Source organism: Kribbella sp. NPDC000426 (assembly GCF_040300265.1).
GTDB lineage: Bacteria > Actinomycetota > Actinomycetes > Propionibacteriales > Kribbellaceae > Kribbella.
In genome coordinates, this window is the sequence record NZ_JBEPDK010000001.1 from 1,191,410 (window position 1) to 1,214,167 (window position 22,758).

23 protein-coding genes and 1 pseudogene are annotated in these 22,758 nt (G+C 69.4%); 11 read left to right on the forward strand and 13 right to left on the reverse strand.

The genetic code is table 11. The features are described from left to right. Nucleotides 1-39 precede the first annotated feature (39 nt). Nucleotides 40-1,167, forward strand: a complete 1,128-nt coding sequence (locus tag ABT313_RS05780; protein WP_350849087.1) for a D-alanyl-D-alanine carboxypeptidase family protein — start codon at nt 40-42, stop codon at nt 1,165-1,167. On the opposite strand, the gene ABT313_RS05785 is transcribed toward ABT313_RS05780, so the two are convergent. From ABT313_RS05785 to ABT313_RS05820, 8 genes and pseudogenes are all read right to left on the reverse strand, one after another. Next, nucleotides 1,164-2,204: a YihY/virulence factor BrkB family protein gene (locus tag ABT313_RS05785; protein WP_350849089.1), complete on the reverse strand. Its 1,041-nt coding sequence runs from the start codon at nt 2,202-2,204 to the stop codon at nt 1,164-1,166. The two genes, ABT313_RS05780 and ABT313_RS05785, sit on opposite strands and share 4 nt — an antisense overlap. A 29-nt stretch (nt 2,205-2,233) precedes the next feature. Then, a complete protein-coding gene (locus tag ABT313_RS05790; protein ID WP_350849091.1) occupies nt 2,234-2,746 on the reverse strand; it encodes a 2'-5' RNA ligase family protein in 513 nt (170 codons plus the stop codon). Nucleotides 2,747-2,753: 7 nt separating this feature from the next. Beyond that, a complete protein-coding gene (gene trpS, locus ABT313_RS05795) occupies nt 2,754-3,809 on the reverse strand; it encodes a tryptophan--tRNA ligase (RefSeq protein WP_350849093.1) in 1,056 nt (351 codons plus the stop codon). Nucleotides 3,810-3,869: 60 nt separating this feature from the next. Then, nucleotides 3,870-4,271, reverse strand: coding sequence for a hypothetical protein (locus tag ABT313_RS05800; protein ID WP_350849883.1), 402 nt, complete (start codon nt 4,269-4,271; stop codon nt 3,870-3,872). Between the two features lie 54 nt (nt 4,272-4,325). Further along, nucleotides 4,326-4,541: a hypothetical protein gene (locus ABT313_RS05805; protein ID WP_350849885.1), complete on the reverse strand. Its 216-nt coding sequence runs from the start codon at nt 4,539-4,541 to the stop codon at nt 4,326-4,328. A gap of 187 nt (nt 4,542-4,728) precedes the next feature. Continuing rightward, nucleotides 4,729-4,983, reverse strand: a pseudogene (locus ABT313_RS05810) (ABC transporter substrate-binding protein); the annotation flags it as partial. 25 nt (nt 4,984-5,008) lie between these two features. Beyond that, nucleotides 5,009-6,352, reverse strand: a complete 1,344-nt coding sequence (ngcE, locus tag ABT313_RS05815) for an N-acetylglucosamine/diacetylchitobiose ABC transporter substrate-binding protein (protein ID WP_350849095.1) — start codon at nt 6,350-6,352, stop codon at nt 5,009-5,011. 28 nt (nt 6,353-6,380) lie between these two features. After that, on the reverse strand, nt 6,381-7,172 hold the full coding sequence (locus ABT313_RS05820; protein WP_350849097.1) for a sugar isomerase domain-containing protein: 792 nt from the start codon (nt 7,170-7,172) through the stop codon (nt 6,381-6,383). A 203-nt stretch (nt 7,173-7,375) separates the two neighbouring features. Here ABT313_RS05820 and ABT313_RS05825 point away from each other — a divergent pair, with 203 nt between their 5' ends. Next, nucleotides 7,376-8,371: an N-acetylglucosamine kinase gene (locus tag ABT313_RS05825; RefSeq protein ID WP_350849099.1), complete on the forward strand. Its 996-nt coding sequence runs from the start codon at nt 7,376-7,378 to the stop codon at nt 8,369-8,371. Between the two features lie 677 nt (nt 8,372-9,048). On the opposite strand, the gene ABT313_RS05830 is transcribed toward ABT313_RS05825, so the two are convergent. Beyond that, nucleotides 9,049-9,432, reverse strand: a complete 384-nt coding sequence (locus ABT313_RS05830; RefSeq protein ID WP_350849101.1) for a YciI family protein — start codon at nt 9,430-9,432, stop codon at nt 9,049-9,051. A 96-nt stretch (nt 9,433-9,528) separates the two neighbouring features. Here ABT313_RS05830 and ABT313_RS05835 point away from each other — a divergent pair, with 96 nt between their 5' ends. After that, complete coding sequence (locus ABT313_RS05835) at nt 9,529-10,371, forward strand: alpha/beta fold hydrolase (protein WP_350849104.1); 843 nt, start codon at nt 9,529-9,531, stop codon at nt 10,369-10,371. Here the strand turns inward: ABT313_RS05835 and ABT313_RS05840 are convergent, their stop codons facing one another. Continuing rightward, nucleotides 10,372-11,976: an MFS transporter gene (locus ABT313_RS05840; RefSeq protein ID WP_350849106.1), complete on the reverse strand. Its 1,605-nt coding sequence runs from the start codon at nt 11,974-11,976 to the stop codon at nt 10,372-10,374. Between the two features lie 81 nt (nt 11,977-12,057). Here ABT313_RS05840 and ABT313_RS05845 point away from each other — a divergent pair, with 81 nt between their 5' ends. After that, nucleotides 12,058-12,648 (forward strand): helix-turn-helix domain-containing protein, encoded by a 591-nt coding sequence (locus ABT313_RS05845; RefSeq protein ID WP_350849108.1) that lies wholly within the window; start codon nt 12,058-12,060, stop codon nt 12,646-12,648. 3 nt (nt 12,649-12,651) lie between these two features. Next, nucleotides 12,652-13,905 (forward strand): MFS transporter, encoded by a 1,254-nt coding sequence (locus ABT313_RS05850; protein WP_350849110.1) that lies wholly within the window; start codon nt 12,652-12,654, stop codon nt 13,903-13,905. On the opposite strand, the gene ABT313_RS05855 is transcribed toward ABT313_RS05850, so the two are convergent. Next, nucleotides 13,856-15,175: a hemolysin family protein gene (locus ABT313_RS05855; protein WP_350849112.1), complete on the reverse strand. Its 1,320-nt coding sequence runs from the start codon at nt 15,173-15,175 to the stop codon at nt 13,856-13,858. The genes ABT313_RS05850 and ABT313_RS05855 overlap by 50 nt on opposite strands. A 167-nt stretch (nt 15,176-15,342) precedes the next feature. Between ABT313_RS05855 and galT the strand changes: the two genes are divergently transcribed. Both galT and galK read left to right on the forward strand, forming a co-directional pair. Next, entirely contained in the window at nt 15,343-16,389 is a 1,047-nt protein-coding gene (galT, locus tag ABT313_RS05860) for a galactose-1-phosphate uridylyltransferase (protein WP_350849114.1), read from the forward strand. Further along, nucleotides 16,386-17,516, forward strand: coding sequence for a galactokinase (gene galK / locus ABT313_RS05865; protein ID WP_350849116.1), 1,131 nt, complete (start codon nt 16,386-16,388; stop codon nt 17,514-17,516). The genes galT and galK overlap by 4 nt, the downstream gene beginning before the upstream one ends. Here the strand turns inward: galK and ABT313_RS05870 are convergent. Then, nucleotides 17,509-18,321 carry a DeoR/GlpR family DNA-binding transcription regulator gene (locus tag ABT313_RS05870; protein WP_329005919.1) on the reverse strand — a complete coding sequence of 271 codons (813 nt, stop codon included), beginning with the start codon at nt 18,319-18,321 and terminating at the stop codon, nt 17,509-17,511. The two genes, galK and ABT313_RS05870, sit on opposite strands and share 8 nt — an antisense overlap. Before the next feature lie 79 nt (nt 18,322-18,400). Between ABT313_RS05870 and ABT313_RS05875 the strand changes: the two genes are divergently transcribed. Together ABT313_RS05875 and ABT313_RS05880 are read left to right on the forward strand one after the other, a co-directional pair. Further along, complete coding sequence (locus ABT313_RS05875) at nt 18,401-19,531, forward strand: GNAT family N-acetyltransferase (protein WP_350849118.1); 1,131 nt, start codon at nt 18,401-18,403, stop codon at nt 19,529-19,531. A 147-nt stretch (nt 19,532-19,678) separates the two neighbouring features. After that, nucleotides 19,679-20,344, forward strand: coding sequence for a GNAT family N-acetyltransferase (locus tag ABT313_RS05880; protein ID WP_134105359.1), 666 nt, complete (start codon nt 19,679-19,681; stop codon nt 20,342-20,344). Between the two features lie 185 nt (nt 20,345-20,529). Here the strand turns inward: ABT313_RS05880 and ABT313_RS05885 are convergent, their stop codons facing one another. Next, the gene (locus ABT313_RS05885) at nt 20,530-20,820 is read right to left on the reverse strand and encodes a hypothetical protein (RefSeq protein ID WP_350849121.1); all 291 of its coding nucleotides are present in this window, start codon (nt 20,818-20,820) and stop codon (nt 20,530-20,532) included. Between the two features lie 37 nt (nt 20,821-20,857). Between ABT313_RS05885 and ABT313_RS05890 the strand changes: the two genes are divergently transcribed. Continuing rightward, the gene (locus tag ABT313_RS05890) at nt 20,858-21,232 is read left to right on the forward strand and encodes a CAP domain-containing protein (RefSeq protein WP_350849123.1); all 375 of its coding nucleotides are present in this window, start codon (nt 20,858-20,860) and stop codon (nt 21,230-21,232) included. Between the two features lie 266 nt (nt 21,233-21,498). Next, complete coding sequence (locus tag ABT313_RS05895) at nt 21,499-22,401, forward strand: CAP domain-containing protein (RefSeq protein ID WP_350849124.1); 903 nt, start codon at nt 21,499-21,501, stop codon at nt 22,399-22,401. Nucleotides 22,402-22,758: the final 357 nt, after the last annotated feature.

Consider the following 22,758-nt stretch of genomic DNA (forward strand, 5'->3'; position numbering starts at 1 on the left):
CTGTGACATCTGCACCGTCGGGCAACTAGAGTGCCCGCGATGCGTTTGCTTCTGACGGCCTGCGCGACCACCGCACTGGCGGTTGCCGGACCTCTGACAGCGACCGCCGCCGATCAGGGCCCACAAGGCCCGGTCGGCGGCGTCCTGCTGACGGCGAAGCCGACGGTGATCGCCGACGGGGCGGCACCGCCGGCTGTCCAGGCGTCGGCGTACGTCGTGGCCGATCTCGACACCGGTCAGGTGCTGGCGGCGAAGGCCCCGCACGCGAAGCTCCGCCCGGCCAGCACGCTCAAGACGCTGACCGCCCTGGTCCTGCTGCCGAGGCTGAAGAAGACCGATCCGGTGATCGGTTCGGACGCCGACGCCGGGATCATCGGCAGCAAGGTCGGCGTGTACCCGGGCCTGCACTACACCGTCGACCTGCTCTTCCAGGGCATGTTCCTGGCCTCCGGGAACGACGCCGTCCACGCGCTCTGCGCCCATGACCAGGGCGGCATCCCCGCGACCATCGAGCGGATGAACGCGAAGGCCAAGGAGATCGGCGCGCTCGACACGCACGTGACCGACCCGACCGGCCTGGACGCCGACGGGCAGTACTCCAGCGCGTACGACCTGGCCCTGTTCGCACAGGCGGGGCTGGCCCGGCAGGACTTCGCGAAGTACGCATCGACGAAGTACACGAACTTCCCGAACGCCGGCAACAAGGGCACGTACCAGGTCGCGAACCAGAACAAGCTGCTGTTCAACTACGACGGCGCGCTCGGCGTCAAGACCGGCTACACGACGCTGGCCCGGAACACGTTCGTCGGCGCCGCCCGGCGCAACGGCCACACGCTGGTCGTCACGATGATGAACGCACCGCACGGCATCACCGAGGACGCCAGCAACCTGCTGACCTGGACATTCACCAACTACGGCAAGCTCAAGCCGGTCGGCACGCTGGTCAAGGAACAGGCTCCGCCGAAGACCACGACGCAAGGCAAGCCGGCCGACAAGCCCGCCTCGGGCACCGCGCGGCCGCAGCGCAGCCGGACCGTCCTGAGCCCCGGTCAGGCCGTCCAGTCCCTGGCCTTCCGGGTCCCGGTCTGGGCGTACGCCGGACCGCCCGTCCTGCTCCTCGGCCTCTTCCTGCGCCGGCCGCGCACACTCCGCCGGCGCCGGCACTAACGACGTACCGAGCGAACCGCCCGGACGAACTGGACCGCCACCGTGGTGAGTGTCGCGCCGATCACCGCACCGGCCGCCACCGCGACCGTGTCGGCCTTCCGCTCCGGAATCGGAACCACCTTGTACCGCTTGCCGGGCGGACCGAGCAGCAGCGGCTCTTCCTCTTCCTCGACGACCTCCGGCTCGGCAGCGGCCTCAGGTACGACGACGGTCGCTTCCTTCGTCCACGCCGCGACCAGCATGATCACCCGGGTCATCAGGTAGATCCACACCAGCAGCGCCAGCGGCAACGCCAGCGCGCCGTACGCCGCATTCGCGCCGATCACGTGGCTCACGTACAGGTTGCCGAGCCGCTGGGCCAGGTAGAACACGATGCCGCCGGCCAGCGCGCCGATCAGCAGGACCTTCGGCGGCAGCACGATCCGCGGCAGCGCCGTCAGCAGGTATCCGAACAGGAGCGCCCCGGCGGCGATGCCGATCACGATGCTGATCAGCTGGAGACCCCAGTCGGCCAGCCAGGTGCCGTCCAGGTTGCTCGCGTCGACGATCCGCTTGGACAGGCCGGTGAGGACCGACGAGGCACCGGTAGCGATCAGCCCGATCAGCCCGAGGCCGATCAGCGCACCGAGGTCGGCGAGCTTCTGCTGGACCGCGTTCCCCGGCTGGTCGTCGAGCTCGTGCATCAGCCGGATCGAGGCCCGCATCGCGTCGATCCAGCCCAGGCCCGTGAGCAGCAGACCGATTCCGGAGATCAGCCCGATCGTGCCCGCGTGGGCGATCAGCGCGTCGATGTCGATGTTGTTGCCGACCCCCGGCAGGTTCTGTTCCAGGGACTTCTTCAGCGTCTCGATCGCGTCGTCGCCGAGCAGCGGTCCGATGATCGCCGCCGCCAGCACGATCAAGGGGAACAGCGACAGGAACCCGAAGAAGCTGGTCGCGCCGGCCAGCCGGTTACCGCGCTGGTTGCCGTACCGCTGCCAGGCCCGCCACAACTGTGTCTGGCTGAATCGCGCCCAGACGCGCTTGATCGTCCCCATGAGACTCCTGTACCCGAAGAGTGCGGAGCTCAGCCTGCCAGCGGGAACGACCGCTGCGGCCGCCACACGCCGTCGGCACCGTGTTCGTAACGGCTGAAGTACTCGACGTCGAAGGCGCAGTCGTACTCCGCCAGGGCGTCGTACGCGCGGTCGAGGGCGTCCTTGTCGAGGTCGTGCGCGACCGTGACGTGCGGGTGGTACGGGAACCGCAGGTCGACCTGCAGCGGACCGGACCGCACCTGCGACTGCAGGACCTCGCACGACGAGATGCCCTCGGCCAGCGGTACGAACACCACCGGCGAGATCGGCCGGAACGTCGCCGTACCGCGCAGCCGGATCCGGAACCTCGGGAACCGGGCCGCGACCTCGAGCAGGTGCGCGTCGATCACGTCGAGGTCCGCCGCCTCGATCTCGGTCGGCGGCAGCAGCGTGACGTGGGTCGGGATCGACGCGGCCATCGGATCGCCGAACTCGGCCCGGAACTTCTGCAGCTCCGAGCCGTACGGCTCCGCGATCGGGATCGCGACACCGATAGTCGTCATCGGGCGCCTACCGGCCCTGCGGCGGGCCGGCGACGAACCCGAGCCGGTCGTAGACCCGGGCCAGGGTCGGCTCGGTGACCGCACGGGCCCGCTCGGCGCCGGCCGCCAGGATCGCGTCCAGCTGGGCCTTGTCGTCCAGGTAGGCCAGCGTCTTCTCCCGGAACGGCGTGACGAACTCGACCACGACGTCGGCCAGGTCCTTCTTGAAGTCGCCGTACCCGCGGCCGGCGTACTCGTCCTCGAGCTCGCTGATCTTGCGGCCGGTGAGCGCCGAGTAGATCGTCAGCAGGTTCGCCACGCCGGGCTTGTTCTCCTGGTCGAAGATCACGTCCCGGCCGGAGTCGGTGACCGCGGAGCGGATCTTCTTCGCGCTGACCTTCGGGTCGTCGAGCAGGTCGATGATGCCGGCCGGGGACGAGCTGGACTTGCTCATCTTCGCCGCCGGGTCCTGCAGGTCGGAGATCTTCGCGGTCTCCTTGACGATGTACGGCTCGGGCAGCCGGAACGTCTTGCCGAAACGGTGGTTGAACCGCTGGGCCAGGTCGCGGGTCAGCTCGAGGTGCTGGCGCTGGTCCTCACCGACCGGGACGCGGTCGGCCTGGTAGATCAGGATGTCCGCGGCCTGCAGGATCGGGTACGTGAACAGGCCAACGGTGGCGCGGTCGGCGCCGCCCTTGGCGGACTTGTCCTTGAACTGCGTCATCCGGCTGGCCTCGCCGAAGCCCGTGATACAGCCGAGCACCCAGCTCAGCTGCGCGTGCTCGGGGACCTGCGACTGGACGAACAGGGTGGACCGCTCCGGGTCGATACCGGCCGCGAGCAGCTGTGCCGCCGACCGGCGGGTGCGCTCGCGGAGTGCCTTCGGCTCGTACTCCACGGTGATCGCGTGCAGGTCGACGACGCAGTAGAACGCCTCGTGGTCCTCCTGCAGAGCCACCCACTGCCGCACCGCGCCGAGGTAGTTGCCGAAGTGGAAGGAGTCCGCCGTCGGCTGGATCCCGGAAAGCACCCGAGGGCGCCGCTGGGAACCGGCTGCGGAGGGGTCAGACGCAGCTTGGGACATAGGGTCGATTCTGCCAGCGCGCTGAGTCACCGCCACACCCGGGCAGGTAAGGACCCCCGGCTACCAGCTCCAGCCTCGGCTTGCCAGCTCTTGTTCTTCCTGCCAGCGCTTCTCTTCGGGGTGGTTGGAGTCGGGGTCGGGTACGCCGGCCAGGCGGCAGGCCTCGTCCAGGAGGTCGTCGTACGCCGCCTCGAGCGCCATCAGCCGGTGAGCCTTCGCGTACACGTGGGGCGTGGACTCCACCCGGCGGATCTTGGTGGACAACGTGCCGAGCCTGGTCTGCAGCCGGAGCGTGTCGAACGGATCCGGCAGCGGAACCGGACGCCGACGGAAACGACCGTGGGCCCGCGCCGTCAGACGCTGCAGCCGGCGCCGCCAGCGGCCCGGCGGCGGGTTCGGGAGCAGGAGGTTGAGCAGGGCGCAGAGCATCAAGAACAGAACCGCTGCTCCGAGCCATGCCATGTCGCCACTCCTCAGCTAGAGAGTACGGCGAGCAGCGCCGGACGGCGATAGGAATTACCCGTTCGTAGCCGGGTTGCCGTCCACGGCGGCCGCCAGCTTCGGGACCAGCTCGGTCAGGACGATCGGCAGGCTCAGCACGGAGACGAAGCTGGTCGCGCCGTACAGCTGGTCGTCGTAGTTCTCCTCGACGAACACGTCGCGTCCCTCGGTCCGGACCTTGAGGTTCTTGTAGAGCGGGTCCGTACCGCCCTTGGTCGGGAACCAGACCAAGGGCCTGCTGGTCGAGCATCGAGACCCGTTCGGCGCTGATGTTGCCGCCGAACTTGTCCCCGATCGCGGCGTCCAGCCCGCTCGGCAGCGAGAACCCGAAGTCGGTCAGCAGCCGCGACCGGGGGTCCAGCTCGTCCGCCTCCGACGGCTTGCCCACCGCCCGACCGACCGTCCGCGCCACGACCTGCCACGACACCCCGTAGTCCGGTACACCGGCGGGCTGCGCCACGGTCGGTGCGATCGCGGTCAGCTTCTTGGAGTCGTAGGCCGTGATCCCGGCGTACAGCCCGATGATCAGGTCCGGCCGCAGCGCGGCGATCTTCTCGAACTCGATCCCGTCCTGATCGCTCAGCACCTGCGGTACGGCGCCGTCCCCGAGCTTCGCCTTCGCCCAGGGGAACAGCGCGCCCGGCTTGTCCCCGAACCACTCGGTCGTCGCCACCGGACCCGCGGCCTCCGGCTTGTCGTCAGTCCCGGTGGTACTTCGTCACCGCGTTGTCCTGCTTGAGCTTGTCGGCGGCAGCCTGGATCCGCGCGGTCCACTCGGACTGCTGCAGCCCGCCGGCCAGGAACTGCCCGGTCGCGGCGGCGGCCACGTTCGCGAAGTCCGGGTACCAGCTGTCGAAGTACCAGGTGATGACCTGATCGCCGGCTGCGGTCAGCAGGTCGCGGGCCGAGCGGAGCGCCGTACCCATCTCCAGGCCATCGGCCGCGCCGCGGACGATCGTGAGCTGATTGGACTCCGAGCTCACCTGCGCCGCGACGTCCTGGGACAGCAGCGCACGCAGGTATTCGAGCCCGCCGGCCTTGTTCTTCGCCTTCTCCGGCACCAGGAACGGCGCGGTCGCGGCGACATGCAGTCCGCTCGCGAGCGCCGGCGAGGCATCCAGCGGCGGTACGGCGAACATCGTCAGCGCGAAGTTCGGCGGCACCAGCGTCTTCATCTCGTTCCCGAGCCAGCTCCCGCACGGCAACATCCCGGCCTTCGACAGGAAGAACCGCTCCTGCGATCTGAAATGGTCGTACTGCACGCTCCCGGGGGCCATCAGACCGCGCTTGGTCAGCTCGCCGACGGCGATGATCGCCCGGGTGACGCTCTCGTCCTTCCAGGCGCCGGCGTCGAGGTTGTCGATCCGCTTCAGCACGTCCGCCCCGCCGGTCTTGGCGGCCAGCGTGAGGACCAGCTCGAGGACGTAGTACGGATGCGCGCCGGCGTAGATGAACGGGCCGAGGCCGGCCGCCTTCATATCGGTGCCCAGGGCAAGTAAATCCGGCCAGGTGTGCGGCACGTCCCAGCCGTTGCTCTGGAAGAGGCTGGCCGAATACCACAGCCCGTAGACGGTCGCGATGTAGTTGAGCGTGCGCTGCGTCCCGTCGTACCGGCCGGCGTCGATCAGGTTCGGCAGCAGCGTGTCCATGACCTTGGCGGCCTGGTTGTCCCAGGAAGGCGCCTCGAGCAACTGCTGCAGGTCGGTGAGCTGGCCGTCCTTGACCAGCCGGCCGAGCTCCAGTTCGTTGTCGCCGGTGCTCAGCACCACATCCGGCGGATTGCCCGCGGCGAACCGGGGCAGCAGCTCCGCCGACAACTGCCCGGCGCCCTTCGGCGCCACACTGGCACCCGCATGCTTGTCCCGGTACGCCGCCGCCGCGAACCCGCCGAAGTCCTCGGTGATCACTACCTCGAGCGCGGCGTTCCCGTCGACGTCGAAGGGGTTCCCGGGCGACACGACCGGGGCCGGCCGACCCGAGGAGCACCCACTCAGGACCGCACCGGCCAGCGCCCCCTGCAGCAACATCCGCCGTGTCAGCACCCCGGCAGGCTAGTACTTCGGGGTGGCTTCAGGCGGTGCGGCGGATGCGGCCGGCGTAGCGCGCCTCGAGAGCGTGGTTGTGCTCGTCGCCGCCGGGGATGTTCGCGGACAGGTAGACCGGCGGGGTCTCGCCGGCATCGGTCATCCGGCGCAAGACCTCGGCCACCAGCATCTGCGCGATCAGCGCGGCGGTGATCGACGAGACCGCGCAGACCTTGCCGCCGCCGTCGGGCAGGTCGAGCACCGAGTCGCCGTACGGCGCGTGGTTGTCGAGCACCACGTCCGCGAAGTCGATCAGCTTCTTGCCGGACGGGTGCCGGGACTCCATCCCCCCGGTGTGCTGCAGCGAGGTGATCGCGATCAGCGGGTGGCCCTTCTCCTTCACCACGCTCGCGAGCTCGACGATCGAGCCGTTCACGCCGGAGTTGGAGGCAATGATGAACAGATCGCCCTCGCGGGCCGCGGACAGCTCGTAGAGCTTCCGGGAGTACTTCGGGTCGCGCTCGAGCTCGGCGCTGCGCAGCAGCTCCCGCGGTTCGCCGCCGAGCAGGACGAGGTCGCGTAGCGCGATCCGGTTGGTCGCGATCAGGCCGCCGGCGCGACCGGCGATCTCCATCGCGAGCGCCTCGGAGTGCCCGGAGCCGAACGCCTGGATCACGCCGTCGGCGCGCAGGGACTCGGTCATCAGGTCGGCGGCCTGCTGGATCGGGCCGTCGATCTGCTCGGTCACAGCGGCCAGGATCGGGGTCAGCGTGTGCACATAGGACTGCGCGCTCACGCCGCTCGATTCCCCGGATCCCCCGTGCTTACTGCTGGCCATCAGCGGCCCACCCCTCGACTAATCTGCTGGCTACGACACTCCGGGTGCCGACAAGTGCGCAAGTTTGCGGTTTGCTGGACAGAACTTTTCTCAACTGGCAGCTAAAGTCAAGGCTCATCCCAGTGATCTCCCCGGATCGGGACCGTCGCGTGATTTCTTTGTGCTTGTAAATAGGCTCTTTTGAGCAGTTTGGAGCATTGCGTATGTCGGTCGAACGCCCCCTGCCGGCCGGACCGCTGGTCCTGGGCGGTGACCTCGGTGGCACCTCCACCCGGATCGTCATCGCGGACCCCGAAGGCAACGTAGTCGGTCGCGGCGCAGCCGCGGGCGGAAACCCGACGAGTCATCCCGCCAGCGCAGCGGCGAACTTCGGCGAGGCGCTGCACGCCGCCCTCGCCGGACTGGACGCATCCCAGGTCAAGGCCGCCGTGGTCGGCATGGCCGGCGGCTCGGCCCTCGGGCGGCCCGACGTGGCAGCCCGGTTCGACGCCGCCTGGACCGGCGCGGGCCTCACCGTGGCGCCCGACTACATCGGCGATCTCGAGGTCGCGTTCGCCTCAGGTACGCCGCAGCCCAGCGGAATCGTGCTGATCGCGGGGACCGGCAGCAACGTCGGGCTGGTCCGCGATCACCAGCTCGTGCGCACCGTCGGTGGTCACGGCTGGCTGCTCGGCGACGAGGGGTCCGGATTCTGGCTCGGCCGGGAGGCTGTCCGCAGCGTGCTCCAAGCTCTGGACCTTCGTGAGCCGCTGGGGCTGCTCGAGCAGACCGTCGTACAGACGGTCCTCCCTGATCGCGACCAGCAATCCGTTGCACACCGTGAAGGGTACGACGCACTCCGCGACGATCTGGTGAGGACGGTCAACAGCCGCCCGCCGGTCCTGCTCGCCGAGCTCGCGCCGGCCGTCATCGCGGCGTACACCCAGGACGACCAAACCGCGCGCGCCCTGGTGAAACGCGCAGCCGAACTGCTCACAGAAACAGTCGCCCGCCTGAAGACCACCTCGGACGAAGGCCCGATGGTCCTCGCCGGCAGCGTCGCCGGCGAATCCTCCCCCGTCGGCCAACTAATCCGCCAACACTTCGCCGGCGAAGTCCTCACCGCCCGAGACGGCGTAGGCGGCGCCACCTGGCTGGCCCTAGGCGCCCTGGACCCCGCCCTAGCCACCCACAAAAACCACTCCCGCCTGGTCAGCTGAAAATCCCCTCGCGGTGCTACGCGCGGCTCCTCCGTCGCCGTGCTACGCGCCGCCCCGCCCTCCCCCGGGCTCATCGCCCGGAGCATCCTTTCCGGCTGTCGCCGGGATCTGCGGGCTGCCGCCCGCACCCGTGCGCGCTGCCGCGCGTGCGACCGCCTGCTGGTTTCCGCCGGCCGCATCCGTCAAACGACCGCGGCACACGCGTGCCGAGGCCGGCGGGCCGCGTCAGCGCGGAACCCCGCGCACGCGTTCGATTACAGCCGGCCCGGATGTTCGTCGTCTCGCCAGACCGGGTCGTGGCGGCTGGACCACGCTCGCATGCAAACCACACAGCAGACAGCAGTACCGGCAGCGACGTTGCGTCCCCAAGCCCACTCGTCTTGCGGTCGGTGAAGAACGAGCCGTGCGTTCGGCTGAACGCAGCCACCTCGGGCAGCAACGGACCAGCCCACCACGGGCGGTCGCACGCGCGGCAGCGCGCACGGGTACGGGCGGCAGCCCGCAAGTCCGGCGACAGCCGGAGAACCCGGCGATAGCCGGGAGGGATGGACGGGCGATGAGCCCGGGGGTGGGTGGGGCGGCGCGTAGCACGGCGACGAAGGAGGCGCGCGTAGCACCGCGATGGGGTGACCGGTCGGCCCCACACGGTGCACTCGCGTGGGGCTGACCGCAGTACGTCAGTCGAAGACTGAGACCGGGCGGACTTCTACCGCGACGAACTGCGACTCGGGGATTGTTGCGGCGATTTCCTCGGCTCGTTCGGGGGTTTTGACGTCGATGAGGAAGACGCCGGCCAGTTGCTCCTTCGCCTCGGAGTACGGGCCGTCCGTGGTGGCCCGGACGCCTTCGCGGACCCGGACCACGCGGGTCTTCGCCGGTGGGTCGAGCGGGACGGCGTTGATCAGTTCGCCGGACTCGTGGATCTCCGTGAGGAGGTTGTTGAGCTGGTCGGCGAGGGCGTCGCGCGCCTTCTTCGGGAGCTTCTTGCCTTCCTCGGTGTTGAGGAACGACGGGTGGCCCCAGGTGATCGGGTTGCTGTGAATCAGCAGCAGGTACTTCATGATCGGGCATCCTTTCGGGATCTGAAGGGGATCTTCGCAGCAGAGGTCGGACACGATCGGCAGCACTCGACATTTCGGCGTTTTATGGTGAACGGCATGGACGAGATCGACTTCCGGCTGGCCGACGGGCGGATCCTGCACGGGTACGACAGCGCCCCGGGTGACGACGCGCGCCTCGCCGTGGTCTGGCATCACGGCACGCCGAACCTGGGCGTCCCGCCGGCGCCGTTGTTCGAGGCGGGCGAGTGGCTCGGCATCCGGTGGATCTCGTTCGACCGGCCCGGGTACGGCGGGTCGACCGCGGCGCCTGGACGCACGATGGCGTCGGTGGCGGCCGATCTGACCACGGTCCTGGACACGCTCGGGATCGGCACGTTCGCACTGATGGGGTACTCCGGCGGCGGCTCGTTCGCGCTCGCCTCGGCCGCGATCCTCCGCGAACGGGTCGAGGCCGTCGCCACGTTCGCCGCGATCGCGCCGTACGACGCCGAAGGCCTGGACTGGTACGACGGGATGGTCGCGTCCGGACTCGCGTCGCTGCACGCCGCGGCCGCCGGGCGGGACGCCAAGGTGCGGCACGAGACGTCAGGCGTTGAATACGACCCCGAGTTCACCGCCAGCGACATCGCGATGTTCGACGGCCCGTGGGGCTGGCTCGGATCGATCGCCGGCGCCAACGCCATGCCCGACGGCCCGGACGGCGTGATCGACGACGACTGCTCGTACGTCCTCGACTGGGGCTGCGACCCGACCACGATCTCCGCGCCGACCCTGCTCGTCCACGGCACTGCCGACGGCATCATCCCCTGCTCACACGGCAAATGGCTGTCCGCGAATCTGCCGACCGCCGAGTTCGAGCTCCACCGGGACCTCGGCCACGTCTCCGTCCTGACCCATGCCGAGCCCGCCCTCGAGTGGATCCGCGAGCAGACCGGCTGATCACCCCGCCGACAACAGGTGCCGGGCCCGCGGCGGTTCGAGCGCCAGATCGGCGGCCTGCTGGTACAGGTCCGCGTCCTGCCCGGTGATCCGCTCGTTGTGCTGGCGCAGATGCTCGGACCAGCTCGCGAGCTCGAACACCTCGACGTACAGGTCCGGCGTACTGACATCGCGGTACGCCGCCCAGCGGCGCGCTCCGGTCCGCTGGCGCGACAGGCCGACCCGCGCCAGCACGGTCCTGAACTGCTCGGCGTTCTCCGACGGCACGTGGTACGAGACCTCGACCAGCACCGGACCTGACCGCGGATCGATCTCCGGCTCTTCGTCGGTGAGGATGCCGATCTCAGGGTCGGGCCACGGCTGGACCACGGTCCGGTCCAGGTGCCCCGTCCGCTCGTGCAACGGGAACATCGCCAGCGAGGCGGCGCCGAGCAACAGCAGCACACCCGCGACCAGCAGGGTCGTCGAAGCGCCGAGCGGGGCGGCGAGCAGACCCCAGATCAGCGCGCCGACGCCCTGTCCGCCGAGGAACACCATCAGGTAAACAGCCAGCGCCCGCGCCCGGACCCAGGCCGGCAACGCCAGCTGCAGCGTGGTGTTGAGCGTCGACAACGCACCGAGCCAGCCGGCCCCGGCGAGAACCAGGACCGCCGCCACGACTGTTGCGTTGTGCAACAAAGCGACGGCGAGTACGCCGATGGCATAGGCGACCGTCGCGCATCCGAGCAAGGTGTTGCGGCCGATCCTGGCACGGATCGGCTTGAGCAGCGCAGCGCCGCCCACGGCCCCGAGTCCGAGCGCCGCGAGCAGTACGCCGTACCCGGTGGAGCCGAGACCGAGGCGATGGACCGCGGCCACCGGCAGCAGTCCCCACAACGCCGAAGCCGGCAGGACGAACAGCATCGCCCGCAGCAGGATCCGCCGTACGCCGGGCGCATAGGCGACGTACCGGAGACCGGCGCGCAGGGCGGGCAGCATCGGCTCGCCCGCCGCGGCCACCGCGGTCGTCCGGTGCCAGCGCAGGAGCGCGACCAGGATCGCGAGGTACGACACTGCGTTGACCGCGAACACGACGGCCGGGCTGCTCAGGCCGAGCAGGAACCCGGCCAGCGCGGGACCGATCGCGCGGGCGATGTTCACGTTGAGGCTGTTGAGCGCCGCGGCCTCCGGCAGTTCCTCCCGCGGTACCAGCTCCGGCTGGATCGCCTGCCAGGCCGGACTGGTCAGCGCTTGGCAGGCACCGAGGACGAACGTGATCGCGATCAGCGCGGTCGGGGTCAGCAGACCTTCGGCGCTCAGGACGGCCAACCCGCCGGCCACGACCGCCATCGCCAACGTCGCTATCGCGATCAGCCGGCGACGATCGAGTACATCGGCCAGCACACCCGCGGGCAGCGAGACGAACAGCACGGGCAGCAGGCTCGCCGCCTGGACGATCGACGCCAGCGCCGCCGCGTTGGGCTGATGGACGACCGTCCACTGCGCGCCCACGGACTGCATCCAGGTGCCGACGTTCGAGCCGAGTTGCGCGATCCACAGAGCACGGAACACAGGCCGCCGCAGCGGAGCCCACGCAGACGACGGCGACGATGCTGCAACGGTCATGGGGCATCGTACGGCCGCCCCTCATCGGCACATTCCAAGCAACAGCTTGACATCTGATTCGGTGCAGCGCATATTCCAAGCATGTCTTTGGAGAAGGATCCGCGGCGGTCCCGGTTGCTGGCCGACCCGTTGGCGATCCGGGCGATGGCGCACCCGGTCCGGCTGGACCTGCAGTCTCTGCTCGGGCGGGAGGGGCCGATGACCGCGGCCGATGCGGCGCGGCGGCTCGGGATCAGTCAGGCGCTGGCGTCGCACCACCTGCGGCAGCTGGCGAAGTACGACTTCGTCGAGCCGGCACCGGGGAAGGACAACCGCGAACGCCCGTGGCGGCTGGTCTCGACCTCCCAGTCGTGGCGTGACGCCGCGCAGACCCCGGAAGGCGCCGCAGCGGCCGACGTACTCGAGCAGTTGCTGGCCGAGCGAGCCCTCGACCGGCTGAGCGAGTGGCAGCAGCAGCGGAAGTCCGAAGACGAGGTCTGGCAGCAGAACTCAGGTATCGGTCAGAGCGGCTTCTATCTGACCGCCGACGAGCTCGTCGAGCTCGTCGGCCAGGTGGACGCCCTGCTGCAGCGGTGGGTCGACGAGCGGCCGATCGACGACAAGTCCACCCGGCCGCCCGGCAGCCGGCACGTCTCGTTCACCCAGATCGTGACGATCTCACCGGAGGAATAGAAGATGAAGGACTTGTGGGGCGTCCTTGCCCGCCAGCGCGACTACCGCCTGATGTTGAGCGCCGGCCTGATCTCGTTGATCGGCGACTGGCTGCTCCGGACCGGTCTCGCGTTCCAGGTGTATGTGCTGACCGGCTCCACGCTGGCGAGCGGCGGACTGCTGCTGGCGTCGTTCCTGCCGGCCGTCGTACTCGGCTCGCTGGCCGGCGTCTTCGTCGACCGCTGGAACCAGCGGACCACGATGATCGTGACGAACATCCTCAACGCGGTGGTGCTGCTGCCGCTGATCGCAGTACATGACAAGAGCAGCATCTGGATCGTGTACGGCGTCGTGCTGGCGCAGAGCTGTCTGCAGCAGTTCTTCCAGCCTGCCGAGCAATCCCTCGTTCCTGTGCTGGTGAACGACGAGCAACTCGTGACGGCGAACGCGCTCAACAGCCAGATCCGCGACCTGGCCCGGCTCATCGGCGCGGCGCTCGGCGGTGTCCTCGCGGCCGCCGGCGGCCTCACGCTGCTCGCGCTCGGCGATGCCGCGACGTTCCTGATCGCTGTCGTGCTGGTCGCACGGATGCGCCATCGTCAGATCCGCCCGGAGAACCCGGAGCAGACCGCCGGCGGCGCGATCAAGCGCCTGAAAGAGGAGTGGACCGAAGGACTGCGGCTGTGCGTCGCGGGCCCGGCGATCCGGCTGTTCTTCGTGTTCTGCATGGTCACCGGCGTCGGCGAAGGCATCATGAGCACGCTATTCGCGCCGTTCGTCAGCTCCCAGATCGGCGGCGACGGGAAGGTGTACGGCCTGATCGTCTCGTCCCAAGCGGTCGGCGGGATCGTCGGCGGCCTGGTCGCCGCCGCGATCGGCTCGCGCTGGCCGGCGGCGAGACTGTGGGGCATCGGCGCGTTCGCGTTCGGCCTGATCGACTGCACGCTGTTCCTCTATCCGCTGGCGTCGGACAGCGTGATCCCCGCGTTCGTCTGCATGGTCGTCGTCGGACTGCCCGGCGCGCTAACGATCGCCGGGATGATGACCGTCTTCCAGAACCTCACCGTCGACGGCACCCGCGGCCGCATCTACGGCGCGGTCGGCGCCGCCGAGAGCGTCGCGGTGCTGATCGGCATCACCGCGGCCGGCTTCCTCGGCGACGCCGTCGGCATCATCCCGGTCCTGGTCTTCCAGGGCCTCGGGTACGTCGTCGGCGGACTCGTTGTACTCAGTCGGCAGCGGGTGCTGGCGTCTCGGCCGGTTCGGCTTCCGGCTTGATCCGGTGCAGGCGGACCCGGGCGACCCGGCGGCCGTCCATCTCGGTGACCGTCATCGTGTAGGCGTCGAGGCGGACCTCGTCGCCGGTCGACGGGACCTTCCCGAGCTGGGCGGCGAGGAAACCGCCGACGGTTTCGTAGGGGCCGTCGGGCAGCTCGATCGTGGTGGCGTCGGCGAAGTCGTCGAGATTCAGCAGGCCGTCGACGACGATATCGCCGCCGCCCAGGCGGGTGGTCTCGGCCGCCTCCTCGTCGTACTCGTCCTTGATGTCGCCGATCAGCTCCTCGACCAGGTCCTCGAGCGTGACGATGCCGGCCGTACCGCCGTACTCGTCGAGGACGATCGCGAGGTGGGTGCTGCGGCGGCGCATCTCGGTCAGCGTCGGCAGCAGCTTCGCGGTGTCCGGCAGCATGAGTACGTCGCGGGCGAGGTCCCGGACCCGCACCGAGCGCGAAGCGACCGCCGGGTCGAACAGGTCACGGACGTGCACGAAGCCGACGATGTCGTCGGCCGAGCCGTTCGTCACCGGGTACCGCGAGTGCGGCCGCTCGGCGGCGAACTTGACCGCCTTGTACGCCGGCATGTCGCCGTCGACGAAGTCCACCTCGGTCCGCGGCAGCATCACCTCACGCAGCTGCCGGCTGCCGGCCTCGAAGACGTCGTCGACGATCTTGCGCTCCTCCTCGCCGAGCGACTCGTGTGCCGAGACCAGGTCGCGGAGCTCCTCGTCGGTCATCACCTCGCGGTTCGCGTTCGGGTCGCCGCCGAGCGTCCGGACCACCACGTCGGTCGACTTCGACAGCAGCCAGATCACCGGCCGGGCGCCGGAGGCGATCCGGTCGACCAGCGGGGCCAGGCCGAGCGCGAAGGTCTCGGCCCGCTGCAGCGCGAGCCGCTTGGCGGCGAGCTCGCCGATCACGATCGACACGTACGAGATCAGGATCGTGATCAGGACGAGGGCAACGGTGTCGGCCAGGCCCTCGGGCAGCCCGAGCTTCTGCAGGTGCGGCGAGAGGCCGTCGGCCAGTGTCGCGCCGCCGAACGCGGCCGACAGGAAGCCCATCAGGGTCACGCCGATCTGGACGGCGGACAGGAACCGGTTCGGGTTCGCGGCGACCTTGGCGACGGTCTCGCCGCGCCGGCCGCGGTGTGCCAGGGATTTGAGCTGGCTCTCCCGGAGTGACACCAGGGCCATCTCGGCCGCGGCGAAGACCCCACCGATCAGCACGAAAACCAGGATCAGAATGATGTTGAGCAGGGTGGCGTTCATCGGTCGGGTGTCCTAGCGCCCTCTCGTCAGTCCACGAGAGGGCGGGCGTTGGGCGTAGTCGTCCATCTACCAAGCCTACCGGGGCAGGGATCCTCCGTGCGTGTTCGAGTTTGTTGGTTTACGATGATTCCTGGCCGGACGCGTCGTACGGCCGGGAGGGTCACACGATGAAAACACCGCGCGGCGTCCGCCGTACCGACACCAAACTGTCGGACGGACGCGAGCTGATCTACTACGACCCCGCCGACACGCCGGTGCGAGTGCCGCTCGAGGACACCCGTGGCCTGCCCGCCCCGCAGCCGCAGGTCGACCTGCGCACCGACCCGCTCACCGGCGACGTGATCACGTACGCGACCCACCGCAACACCCGGACCTACCTGCCGCCGGCCGACGAGTGCCCGCTGGACGCGAGCCGGCCGGGCAAACCGACCGAGATCCCGGACCACGACTACAACGTCGCCGTGTTCGAGAACCGGTTCCCGTCGTTCGCCGGCCCGGGCCGGACCGAGGTGGTCTGCTTCACCAGCGACCACAACAAGTCGTTCACCGACCTGTCCCAGGGCCAGGCCCGCCTGGTCGTCGACGCCTGGGCGGACCGGACGGCCGAGCTCGGCGCCCGCGACGACGTCGAACTGGTCTTCCCGTTCGAGAACCGCGGCCGTGAGATCGGCGTCACCCTCAGCCACCCGCACGGCCAGATCTACGCGTACCCGTTCCTGCCGCCGCGGATGCGGACGCTGATGGCGCGCGCCCGCGAGCACCAGGAAGTTGCCGGCAGCAACTTGTTCGCCGATGTCCTGGCGGCCGAGCGCAAGGAGGGCACGCGGGTCGTCGCCGAGAACGGCAACTGGACCGCGTTCGTGCCCGAGGCGGCCCGCTGGCCTGTCGAGGTGCACCTCTACCCGCACCGCCAGGTGTTCGGCATCGACGAGCTGTCGGTCGGCGAGCGCGACGACTTCGCCGAGCTGTACCTCGACGTACTGCAGCGGCTGGACGGCCTGTACGGCGAACCGCTGCCCTACATCGCCGCGTGGCACCAGGCGCCGGTGCGGATCGACCGCGAGCTCGGCTACCTGCACCTGGAGGTGTTGTCGATCCGCCGGGCGAAGGACAAGATCAAGTACCTGGCCGGCTCGGAGTCCGGCATGGGCGCGTTCATCAGCGACACCCGGCCCGAGGACGTGGCCGAGACTCTGCGAAAGGCCGGTTCGTGAGCTCCTTCGACAACGTCTTCGGTACGACGCCGGACGGCAGCTGGCGCGCGCCGGGCCGAGTCAACCTGATCGGCGAGCACACCGACTACAACGACGGGCTGGTCCTGCCGATCGCCCTGCCGAACCGGATCGTCGTCACCGCCTCGAAGCGCGACGACGGCCGGATCGCGGTCGCGTCGGCCGGGCACAAGGGCGTCACCGAGTTCACGATCGATGAGCTCGCCCCGGGATCGGTCGGCGACTGGGCGGCGTACCCGGCCGGTGCGGCGTGGATCCTGCGCGAGTCCGGCTACCCGATCGGCGGTGCGAACCTGCGGTTCGAGTCGGACATCCCCTCCGGCGCCGGTCTGTCCTCCTCCGCGGCCCTGCTCTGCGCGACGCTGGTCGCCCTGCTCGGTCTCCGCGAGATCGAGGTCGACCCCGCCGAGGTCGCCCGGCTCGCCCAGAAGGCCGAGAACAAGTACGTCGGGGCGCCGGTCGGGCTGATGGACCAGATGGCCTCGATGTGCTGCACCGAGGGCCACGCGCTGTACTTCGACATCCGCGCGATGTCGACCGAGCAGATCCCGTTCAACCCGGCGGCAGACGACCTCGCTCTCCTGGTCGTCGACGTGAAGGCACCGCACCGGCACGTCGACGGCGAGTACGCCGCGCGTCGGCAGATGTGCGAGCAGGCGGCGGCCGAGCTCGGCGTACCGGCGCTGCGGTCGATCGCGTTCGAGGACCTCGACGATGCGCTGGCCCGGTTGTCGGACGACGTCGTACGGCGTCGGGTGCGGCACGTGGTGACCGAGATCCGCCGGGTGGAGGACGCGGTCGCGTTGATGCACGCCGGCAAGCTGCGCGAGGTCGGCCCGCTGTTCACCGCATCGCACGCGTCGTTGCGCGACGACTTCGAGATCACCGTGCCGGAGCTCGACGTCGCGGTCGACACCGCGCTCGAGGCCGGTGCACTCGGCGCGCGGATGACCGGCGGCGGTTTCGGCGGTTGCATCATCGCGCTGGTCGAGGCGGACGCGTCCGACTCGGTGCTGGCAGCGATCGAGAAGGCCTTTGCAGAGCACGGTTTCAGCGCCCCGAGCGCCCTTGCCGCTGCTCCGTCGGCGGGAGCGTCCCGGATCAGCTAGCGATCACCAGGTCGCAGCCCGTGTCGCGCATGGCCTTGCGGGCGGCGGTCGACAGGCCGTTGTCGGTGACGATGACGTCCAGGTCCGACCAGGTCGCGAACGTGCTCAGGCCGACGGTGCCCCACTTGGTGTGGTCGGCGACCACGACGATCTCGCGGCTGGCGGCGATGAACGACCGGTTGGTCTCGGCCTCCATCAGGTTCGGCGTACTCAGCCCGTGCTCGGCGTCGACACCGTGGGCGCCGAGGAACAACAGGTCGAGGTGCAACGACGCCAGCGCCGCGGTCGCGATCGGCCCGACCAGCGCGTCCGACGGCGTACGGATGCCGCCGATCAGTACGACGGTGCGGTCCGAGCGGCCGTTGCCGTGGAACACGTCGGCGATCCGTGCCGAGTTCGTCACGACGGTCAGGTTCTCGACCCGCAACAGCTGACGGGCCAGCGCGTACGTCGTCGTACCGGCGCCGATGCCGATCGCGCTGTCCGGCTGGACCCTGGTCGCCGCCTCGGCCGCGATCGCCTGCTTGGCCGCGGACTCCTGCGTCAGCTTGGCGTCGAACCCGGGCTCGTGCGCACTGCGCAGGCCGACCGACGTCGCGCCGCCGTGCACCTTGTGCAGCAGGCCGCTGGAGTCCAGCGCGTCGAGGTCGCGCCGGATCGTCATGTCCGAGACACCGAACCGGTCGACCAGCTCGGCCACGGTGATCGCGCCACGACTGTTGACCTCGGCAACGATCGTGGCCTGTCGCTGAGCGGCCAGCTGCCCACCCCGGCCGCGTGGCGGCTCTGCTCCGGCTGCGTTCACAGCTCACAGCCTAATCTCGATTGCTCTCCGTGTCAGGGAAATGCGTTGCCCGGCCAGTGGCAGCGCGTCACCCTGGGGTATGCGATTCCCCGAGGACGTTCCGGTTCTGACCGACGGTGTGGTCACGCTCCGTGCCCACACCGTCGACGATGTCGAGCCCGCCTACCGGATGTGCCAAGACCCGGTGATGCAGGAGTGGACCACGATCCCGGTCCCGTACCTGCACGAGCACGCGGTCAGCTTCTTGACCGACGTGATCCCGAACGGCTGGCGCACGAACACGATGTGGGCCTGGGCGATCGAGTACGACGGCCGGTACGCCGGCACGATCGATCTCGGGGACGGCGAGGGCGGGGTCGGCGAGGTCGGGTTCGCGGTGTCGCCGGAGGTCCGCGGCAACGGGGTGATGACGCGGGCGCTGAAGCTCGCGGTGCGGTACGCGTTCGACGGTCTCGGCTGGGAGCGGGTGATCTGGCGCGCGTTCGTCGGGAACTACGCGAGCCGCCGGGTCGCCTGGAAGGCCGGCTTCCGCGGACTGGTGATGATCCCGGGCGGTGGACGGACGCGCGGCGTACGCAAGGACGAGTGGGTCGCATCGGTAGGCCGCGACGACGAGCTCGAACCGCAGGGCAACTGGTGGACCGTGCCGGAGCTCGAGGGCAGCGGGATCCGGCTGCGGGGTCTGCGGGACTCGGACGCGCGGCGCGTACAAGAGGCATGCAGTGACGAGCGGACGCAGCACTGGCTGTCCGGCATGCCGTCGCCGTACCGGCTGGAGGACGCCGAAGGGTTCATCAAGACCCGGCTGCACCAGATGGCAATCGGCGAGGCGGTCGCGTGGGCAATTGCCGATGCAGCCACCGATCAGCTGCTCGGGAACGTCAGCATCTTTCATCTGAATGGCCGGCTGGACCGGACCATGGGCGAGATCGGGTACTGGATGCACCCGGACGCGCGCGGCCGGAAGGTGATGACATCGGCGGTCCAGCTACTGATCCCGCACGCGTTCACACCTGTCACGGAAGGCGGTCTGGGCCGGCGCCGGCTGGTGGTGAAAGCTGCTGAGGGCAACAGCGCCTCCGCGCATGTTGCCAAGGCCAACGGATTCACCCACGTCGGGACCGAGCGCGCGGCGATCCCGCGCCGGGACGGCGGCTACGACGACGACCTGATCTTCGACCTGCTCGCCGACGAGTACGCCGCCCGCTGATCTCCCGCTTGGGCCAGCTCAGGGGTTGACCCCTGAGCTGGTCATGGCGTAGTGGTGACCGGCTGGAGGCAGTGGTTTACGGCCAGTTGGTGTCAAGCGACACCAGTTCCCCTCGCCGTGGCGGTTGCGGGCTGCTTGAATCGACGGGTGAGAGATCGTGAGGAACTCGTCCGCCGCTGGCAGGCCGGGTGGTCCGTCTCGCGGGGCTGGACCACAGTGGAGGACGACAACGACGGCATCTTGATCGTCCGCGCGGGTGAGGAGAGCCGGCCGACGGAGTACGTCGTACTGGATGCCGACGACAAACCGGAACGTGTCGAGCGTGCCGCCCAGCTGGCCTCGGCCGACGGCGGCGGGCGCGGCGCGGGCTGGATCACCCTGGCCACCGACGATAAGGAAGCCCGGATCGAGCAGCTGGAGGACCTCGGGCTCGAGGTCCAGCAGGACCAGGACTGGCTGATGACGATCCAGCTCTCGGAGCAGCCGGCGTTGAAGCTGCACGAGCGATATGCGTTGCACACCGAACTCGAGGACGACCTGATCATCACCCGCGCCACCCTGCACGGCGGGGTGGTGTCGAGCGGTCGGATGGCGGTCGTCGGCGAGGACGCGGTCGCGGACCGGATCGAAACCGACCCGGCCCACCGCCGGCGCGGCCTCGGCAGCGCGGTGATGGCCTCCCTGGTAGAAGCAGCCGCCGCCAAGGGCGCCAAACGCGGCATCCTCATAGCCTCCATAGACGGCCTCCGCCTCTACCGAAGCCTCGGCTGGAAAGTAATCGCCGACATAGTCATAGCCCGCTCAACCGTTTGAAACGGGTGCGATAGTCAAAGGTTTGTCAAGGGCAGGGCTTGAGTGGGTCGGCAGACGTCGGCCTGGGCAAAGGTGCTCAGCATGACGAACCACAAACGGTCGCTTGGTGGCGGCGTGGCCGGTCCTCTCATCGCGTCGCTGTCGGCTCTGGTCCTGCTGGTCGGCGTCGGGTGGTTCGTCGTACGTCAGACCGGCAACAGCAAACCGACCAGCCAGGAGAACCCGATCACGTCCGTCGCCCCCGCCAGCGACGACGCCCCCAAGGCCACTCCCAGCCGTCCGACGACCCCGTCGTACACACCGAGCTCGCCGTCCCCGACGCCGACCCGCGCCACGACGAAGACGCCGACCCCGAAGCCGACCCGGTCGACCACGGCCCCCAGCCGGGACAGCTCGCGTACGCCGACGCCGAGGCCCACGAGGACGACGTCCAAGCCGACGCCGAAGCCCAGCCACACCGCGACACCGAAGCCCACGACGACTTCCAAGCCCAGTGGCGGGTCCGCGGCACAAGTGCTTGCCCTCACCAACCAGGAGCGGGCCAAGGCCGGCTGCGGACCGCTGCGCACCAACAGCGCCCTCACCAAGGCAGCACAGGCGCACGCCTCCGACATGGTCGACCAGCACTACTTCGCGCACGACAGCCTGGACGGCCGCAGCCCGTTCGACCGGATGAAGGCGGCCGGGTTCAAGGGCGGTGCGATGGCCGAGAACATTGCCGTCGGCTACTCAAGCCCGTCCGCGGTCGTGACCGGCTGGATGAACAGCCCCGGCCACCGCGCGAACATCCTCAACTGCACCTACACGATGATCGGCATCGGCTACGACAGCGGTCAGGTGAAGCCCGACTGGGGCAACGGAAGTTGGGTGCAGGACTTCGGCGGATGACCGGCCGTTCAGGCCCTGTTCGTTAATCGTTGCCCGAGGAATCTTCGGGAATCGTTAAGAGGCGTCGCAGACCTGTAACGATGACCTCGCGGGTCCGTTAAGGTCGCTGTTCGGTATCCAGGGGGGACCTGGCTGGACCAACGGGGAACGACGCGACACTCGGTACGACGAAAAAACGAAGAGGATTCGCCCATCCCATGACGGATTCGCCTACCCCCCGGCGGCACCGCGGCAACAGACGTGCTCCCCGGCGGAGCCGTGGCCTGGTGGCCCCTGTCGTCAGCGCGTTGTCGGTACTGCTCGCGATCGGCCCGGTCGTCTGGCTGATGTCCCACGACAACTCGCGGACGAGCGACGCCGCCAAGGTCCTGAACGTCTCCGAGGACACCCGCATCGACGGCGGATCGGCCGACAACGCCGGTACGCCGCTCGTCACGATCACCAAGACGTTGCCGAACGGTCGCACGACCACGGCGGTCGTCGGTACGCCGGCGCTCGGTCCGGGCGCGACCTCGTCGTCCACGTCGGCGACGCCGACCAGTCCCGGTACGCCGAGTGACACGCCTACCGACGTACTCACGACGCCGACTGCTCCGACGGTCGGCGTGACCACGGTGACCGTGCCACCGAGTTCGCCGGGCAGCACGCGGACGACGAGCGGCGGCGGACGGCCGAAGCCGAGTTACCCGACCTCAAGCTCGACGCCGAAGCCGACCAAGACGCGGACCACCGAGCCGACGGACACTCCTCCGCCGCCGAGCGGTGGCGGCACCAGTACGCAGGAGCGGCAGGTCCTCGACTACACGAACCAGATCCGCCAGCAGCAGGGCTGCGGTCCGCTCCGGCTGGACAGCGCGCTCGTCGAGGCGGCTGGGAAGCACGCGTCGGACATGGTCCGGCGGCACTACATGGATCACACCAACCCCGACGGACAGGACCCCGGCGACCGGATGGCCGCCGCCGGGTACCGCGGATCGACGTGGGGCGAGAACATCGCGGCCGGCTACGACACCGCGCAGAAGGTGGTCGCGGCCTGGATGCAGAGCGACGGCCATCGCAAGAACATCCTCAACTGCCGGTTCACCACGATCGGCATCGGATACGACCCCGGGCAGGTCAAGTCCAACTACGGACCGGGCAGCTGGGTCCAGGACTTCGGCCGGAGCTGAGGGTCGTTGTGGTTGTCATTGTGTGGAGATCACCGAGTGCGGCCGAGACGTTGTCTCAGGCCCACAATGTCCGGCCGGTTCACGGCCGGTCGCCGCGGGTAGATCCGACCTTGTCATGTCGCCGGACGCACCTGGGGGGCTCCGGTGGGACGGCTGATGAGGCACGTCTAGGCGGTGACCGATCGTGCGGCGCCGTAGCGAGCAGGTGCTCGGTGCGGTGGCTCGGCGTGCTGGAGGGGAGGTCTCGATGCGGAGCATCGTGGCCTTCCCTCCAGTGCGGCGAGGTGCCGTGCCGAGTGCCGCGCAGTAGGCGCCGGACGATCGGTCACCGCCTCCAGGGCGCGACTTTGAAGGGAA

Coding starts and splice junctions, on each gene's coding strand:
- ABT313_RS05780 (WP_350849087.1), top strand. CDS start 40: ATGCGTTTGCTTCTGACGGCCTGCGCGACCACCGCACTGGCGGTTGCC.
- ABT313_RS05785 (WP_350849089.1), bottom strand. CDS start 2,204: ATGGGGACGATCAAGCGCGTCTGGGCGCGATTCAGCCAGACACAGTTG.
- ABT313_RS05790 (WP_350849091.1), bottom strand. CDS start 2,746: ATGACGACTATCGGTGTCGCGATCCCGATCGCGGAGCCGTACGGCTCG.
- trpS (WP_350849093.1), bottom strand. CDS start 3,809: ATGTCCCAAGCTGCGTCTGACCCCTCCGCAGCCGGTTCCCAGCGGCGC.
- ABT313_RS05800 (WP_350849883.1), bottom strand. CDS start 4,271: ATGGCATGGCTCGGAGCAGCGGTTCTGTTCTTGATGCTCTGCGCCCTG.
- ABT313_RS05820 (WP_350849097.1), bottom strand. CDS start 7,172: ATGGCCAGCAGTAAGCACGGGGGATCCGGGGAATCGAGCGGCGTGAGC.
- ABT313_RS05825 (WP_350849099.1), top strand. CDS start 7,376: ATGTCGGTCGAACGCCCCCTGCCGGCCGGACCGCTGGTCCTGGGCGGT.
- ABT313_RS05830 (WP_350849101.1), bottom strand. CDS start 9,432: ATGAAGTACCTGCTGCTGATTCACAGCAACCCGATCACCTGGGGCCAC.
- ABT313_RS05835 (WP_350849104.1), top strand. CDS start 9,529: ATGGACGAGATCGACTTCCGGCTGGCCGACGGGCGGATCCTGCACGGG.
- ABT313_RS05840 (WP_350849106.1), bottom strand. CDS start 11,976: ATGACCGTTGCAGCATCGTCGCCGTCGTCTGCGTGGGCTCCGCTGCGG.
- ABT313_RS05845 (WP_350849108.1), top strand. CDS start 12,058: ATGTCTTTGGAGAAGGATCCGCGGCGGTCCCGGTTGCTGGCCGACCCG.
- ABT313_RS05850 (WP_350849110.1), top strand. CDS start 12,652: ATGAAGGACTTGTGGGGCGTCCTTGCCCGCCAGCGCGACTACCGCCTG.
- ABT313_RS05855 (WP_350849112.1), bottom strand. CDS start 15,175: ATGAACGCCACCCTGCTCAACATCATTCTGATCCTGGTTTTCGTGCTG.
- galT (WP_350849114.1), top strand. CDS start 15,343: ATGAAAACACCGCGCGGCGTCCGCCGTACCGACACCAAACTGTCGGAC.
- ABT313_RS05875 (WP_350849118.1), top strand. CDS start 18,401: ATGCGATTCCCCGAGGACGTTCCGGTTCTGACCGACGGTGTGGTCACG.